The 3,772-nt window shown below is 37.1% G+C and carries 5 protein-coding genes; 2 read left to right on the forward strand and 3 right to left on the reverse strand.

Annotated features, from left to right (window positions below; all coding sequences use genetic code 11):
- Positions 1–311, reverse strand: a 311-nt coding sequence (locus tag RT405_RS11395; RefSeq protein ID WP_313469775.1) for an aromatic acid exporter family protein, incomplete at its 3' end; no start/stop codon positions are given.
- Positions 312–481: 170 nt separating this feature from the next.
- Here RT405_RS11395 and RT405_RS11400 point away from each other — a divergent pair.
- Both RT405_RS11400 and RT405_RS11405 read left to right on the forward strand, forming a co-directional pair.
- Positions 482–979: an aromatic acid exporter family protein gene (locus RT405_RS11400; protein WP_313469767.1), complete on the forward strand. Its 498-nt coding sequence runs from the start codon at positions 482–484 to the stop codon at positions 977–979.
- A 93-nt stretch (positions 980–1,072) separates the two neighbouring features.
- Positions 1,073–1,597 (forward strand): aromatic acid exporter family protein, encoded by a 525-nt coding sequence (locus tag RT405_RS11405; protein WP_313469770.1) that lies wholly within the window; start codon positions 1,073–1,075, stop codon positions 1,595–1,597.
- Positions 1,598–1,713: 116 nt separating this feature from the next.
- Here the strand turns inward: RT405_RS11405 and lacC are convergent, their stop codons facing one another.
- Positions 1,714–2,652 (reverse strand): tagatose-6-phosphate kinase, encoded by a 939-nt coding sequence (gene lacC / locus RT405_RS11410; protein ID WP_313469772.1) that lies wholly within the window; start codon positions 2,650–2,652, stop codon positions 1,714–1,716.
- Between the two features lie 13 nt (positions 2,653–2,665).
- Complete coding sequence (gene lacD, locus RT405_RS11415) at positions 2,666–3,655, reverse strand: tagatose-bisphosphate aldolase (RefSeq protein WP_313469773.1); 990 nt, start codon at positions 3,653–3,655, stop codon at positions 2,666–2,668.
- Positions 3,656–3,772: the final 117 nt, after the last annotated feature.

The following is a 3,772-nucleotide window of genomic DNA, read 5'->3' on the forward strand; positions in this document are numbered from 1 at the left end:
ACTGAGCAAGGAGCAATTCCCGCCTGTACATTTAATTTGTATGCAATCGGTACATAGACCAAGAGATACAATCCAAAAACCAACGTTGTAAAACCAAAAAGCTGAAATAATACAGCAGCAATTGCTAAAGCCACAACAGTAGAAACGATTCTTTGACCAGCTGTCTTTAAAGAAGATAACTTTGTATCTGAAATACTTAGAATAGCTATGATTCCTGCAGCTACTGTATAGTCTAAATGCAGCATTTCTGCAAAAAATATGGCAATTGTTGTTGCGAGCACAATTTTAATCGTTCTTAAACTAAGCGTCATAATGTGATCCTCACCTTCCGTCAATTCAAGAATAGCTTATTTTTCAAAAAAATTCTATGAAAAGACAGGTGTTTTTGGGTTCCTAGTTTTGTTTAAGCCATTTTTGTATTATTATGGATACACTACCTATTCGAAACAACTTATTGACTTAGAGAGAAAGTGATGAATTTATGTCTATTTTTGAAAATTATCGTCTGGGCATGCGGACGATTAAAACGGCCATCGCTGTTGCCATTTGTGTTCTATTGTTTCATTTTACTGAGCGTGGTACTCCAATGATTGCTAGCTTATCAGCCATTTATGCGTTAAGAGAAAACTGGAAATCTAGCTTTACTTTTGGCAAAACAAGAATATTAGGCAATACGATTGGGGCTTTAACAGCTACCTTGTTAGTCCTTATACAAAAGTATATGGGAGAATCCTTTCTGCTTGAGCTGATTGGTGTTCCGATCGCCGTTATTTTAATTATTATTTTGTGCGACCGCGTCCAAAATAATTCCGGCATTATAGGGGCTACAGCTGCTTTTTTGATTATCTATTACACCATCCCTGTAGACAATGCGGTACTATACGCTCTTCAACGAGTCTTTGATATCTTTATTGGAACTTTTATTGCCGTTAGTGTCAATCTTCTTATTCCAGCTTTTCCTAAAAAATCCACTAAATAGCCCATTCATGCCCACGTGATACTTTTTTCGTGTATGATAGAAGTATCAGAGTTGATTCTAAATGATTAGCAGATCAACTCAACGGAAGAAAGAGTGAAGAAAGTGTTTAAAAATTATAAAATTGGTATGCGGACAATCAAAACAGGTATTGCCGTAGCTCTTTGTATGTTGCTTTTCCATTATACGAATCGTGGAACGCCTGCTTTAGCCGCTTTAGCAGCAGTTTTTTCTTTAAGAGAAAATTGGAGGACGAGTTTTGATTTTGGAAAAACACGTATTTTTGGAAATGCTGTTGGTGCTTTGATTGCGACTCTTCTTGTTTTGATTCAGCAATGTACAGGCTACTCTTTTGTCATTGAACTATTCGGCGTAGCCATTGGCCAAATGCTCGTCATCATTATTTGTGATCGTTTGAACTACCATGAAGGTATTATCGGTGGAACAGCGACTTATATGATCACTTATTTTACGATTCCTGTCGGAGCAACACATCTTTATGCGCTTAATCGCGTGTTCGATACTGTCATTGGCAGCATGATCGCTATTTTAGTGAATATTGTTTTTTCATCTTATTTTATTCACCTTTTTTTAAAGAACGTTCGTAAAAAACAGCAATAGAGCTAAAGAGTCTGTCAATGAAAAAATACCGGTGAATTATCAGCTAAACTGATAATTCACCGGTATTTTGATTTAGGAACATCATTTATTCTGCTCTATGGATATTTCAGTATATCTTAAAAAGCTTTTACTTGAATCTGGTTGTACAATCTCTGGAAATTATCTCTATTAATATGACCTGTAACAGACTCTAATGCATTTAACACGCCTGTTGTCATTCGAGTTTTTATAATATTTTCATCTGATTCAACCTGGCTTAAAGCATATGCTAGGCCAGCAATAGTAGCATCTCCTGATCCAACTGGATTAACTACATCGATTTTAGGCAAGGTGGCATGATAAAAAAATTCATTGTGTTTCACAACTGCTCCCTCTCCTCCTAATGTCACTACAATCCATTCTACTCCTTGAAATAGCGGATGGGTTAAGGCTTGTTTCAACTTTTCAGGCTGTTCAGAGTCCAAATCTGACTTTAGTAAATCATTGATTTCGGTTAAATTCGGTTTTATTAATTTGGGCTTTTGTTCGCCTCTCAAAGCTTCTTTTAGTGCTTTTCCAGAAGTATCTAGCAATGTATCAACGCCTTTTTCTTTGGCCAACAGAATAAGTTGAGCATAGAAATCGTCTGGCAAGCCTTTCGCTAAGCTGCCAGAAATAGTTACCAGTTCAGCATGTTCTAATAAGCGTTGAAAGGTTGCAATAAAGCCCTCCATCTCTGATCTTGTAACGTTTGGACCAGACTCCAGAATTTCTGTTTGCTTCCCATTATCATGCAATAAAGCAATAGAGTTTCTGGTTTCTTGTGAAATAGAATAAAAATCATGAGTTATGCCAGTTGAGTCCAGCTGCTCCTTAATTTGGTTACCGAGGTGTCCTCCAACTACTCCTGTAGCCTTAACAGAACCACCAAGTTCATGGATAACACGCGTAACATTGAGTCCTTTGCCTCCTGCTGTTTTCGAAACTTCAGAAACACGATTGATGTCGTCTAGCTTCAAATATTCAATTGGATAGGAAATATCTATAGAAGGGTTCATCGTAACCGTTAGTATCAAACTAGTCTCTCCTTTATTCAACAACTTCTACTTTATCGTGCCATGAAGATGCTGTCCGTTCGACTACTTCATTCAAACTTTCAATATTCTCTTTGCCTTCTGTTTGAAGCCATTTGTTTGCTGCGTCTTCTCCATCTGCTATAAAATAATGGACACCATTTTTCCAAGTTGCTCTCCCGCAAAGCACTCCATTAAAGGTAGAACCAGATTCATTTGCAAAAACGAGTGTCTCTTGGAACAATTTGGCTGAAACTCCTGCACTAAGAAAAATAAATGGCAGATGGGTCGCATCGCTTTGTTCTTTAAAGTAAGCAGCTGCTTCCGCTTTTGTATAGACTGTTTCTTGTCCAAAACCTTCAACGAAATTCATATTTACAGGTACTTCAACTTTTAATACATCTACTTTATACTGCGGTTTAGAAAATTCTTTCATCATCTCAATGACTTTATGCGGTTTCACTTTAGCAAATTCACTTGAAGTATTGTCTTGAATGGTAGCGTCATAAGATAGTAGTTCCAAATAAAAAGGAATATCTTCTCCCATGCATTCGCTTCCCAGGCGTTCTACAAAAACATGTTTTTGATGGTTGATTTCCCGATTATCATCAACATCGTAATAAAGCAAGAATTTGATGGCGTCGGCTCCTTGATCTTTTAACTGCTTTACAGACCACTTTTCTAACAAATCAGGTAGGCGTCCGGGAACAGTAGCATCATAACCTGTTTTTTCATAAGCCAGTAACAAGCCAGCTTCAGCATGGCGAGCAGCAGCAGCGGCTAAACCATACTCTGGATCTAATAAGATAGAAGATGCATACGGTGTTAGTCCTTCTGACACTATTTTTTTAAATTCAATGATGCGTTCATCCGTTGGTTCTTGGTTTTCAGCTTGGATCATTTTTTTTAAAGCACCACGCTGATCAATCGCTAAAGCTTCGATATAACCTTCTTTTGTAGATAAACGGTCCATTGCTTCTTTTTTTGCTTTTGATAGTTTCAACATTTTTTTCATCCTTTAATTAGCGTTTTTAAATACAGATACTCCATTTAGATAAGTTTCAAGTAAATTCAACTGTGAATCAATGACTAGAAAATCAGCATCATGTCCAGCTTGTAAGCT

The organism is Carnobacterium sp. (assembly GCF_032094055.1).
GTDB lineage: Bacteria > Bacillota > Bacilli > Lactobacillales > Carnobacteriaceae > Carnobacterium_A.

What these genes read in the sequence shown, in the direction of transcription:
- lacD (WP_313469773.1), bottom strand. Translation starts at nt 3,655, where the DNA reads ATGTTGAAACTATCAAAAGCAAAAAAAGAAGCAATGGACCGTTTATCT.
- RT405_RS11400 (WP_313469767.1), top strand. Translation starts at nt 482, where the DNA reads ATGTCTATTTTTGAAAATTATCGTCTGGGCATGCGGACGATTAAAACG.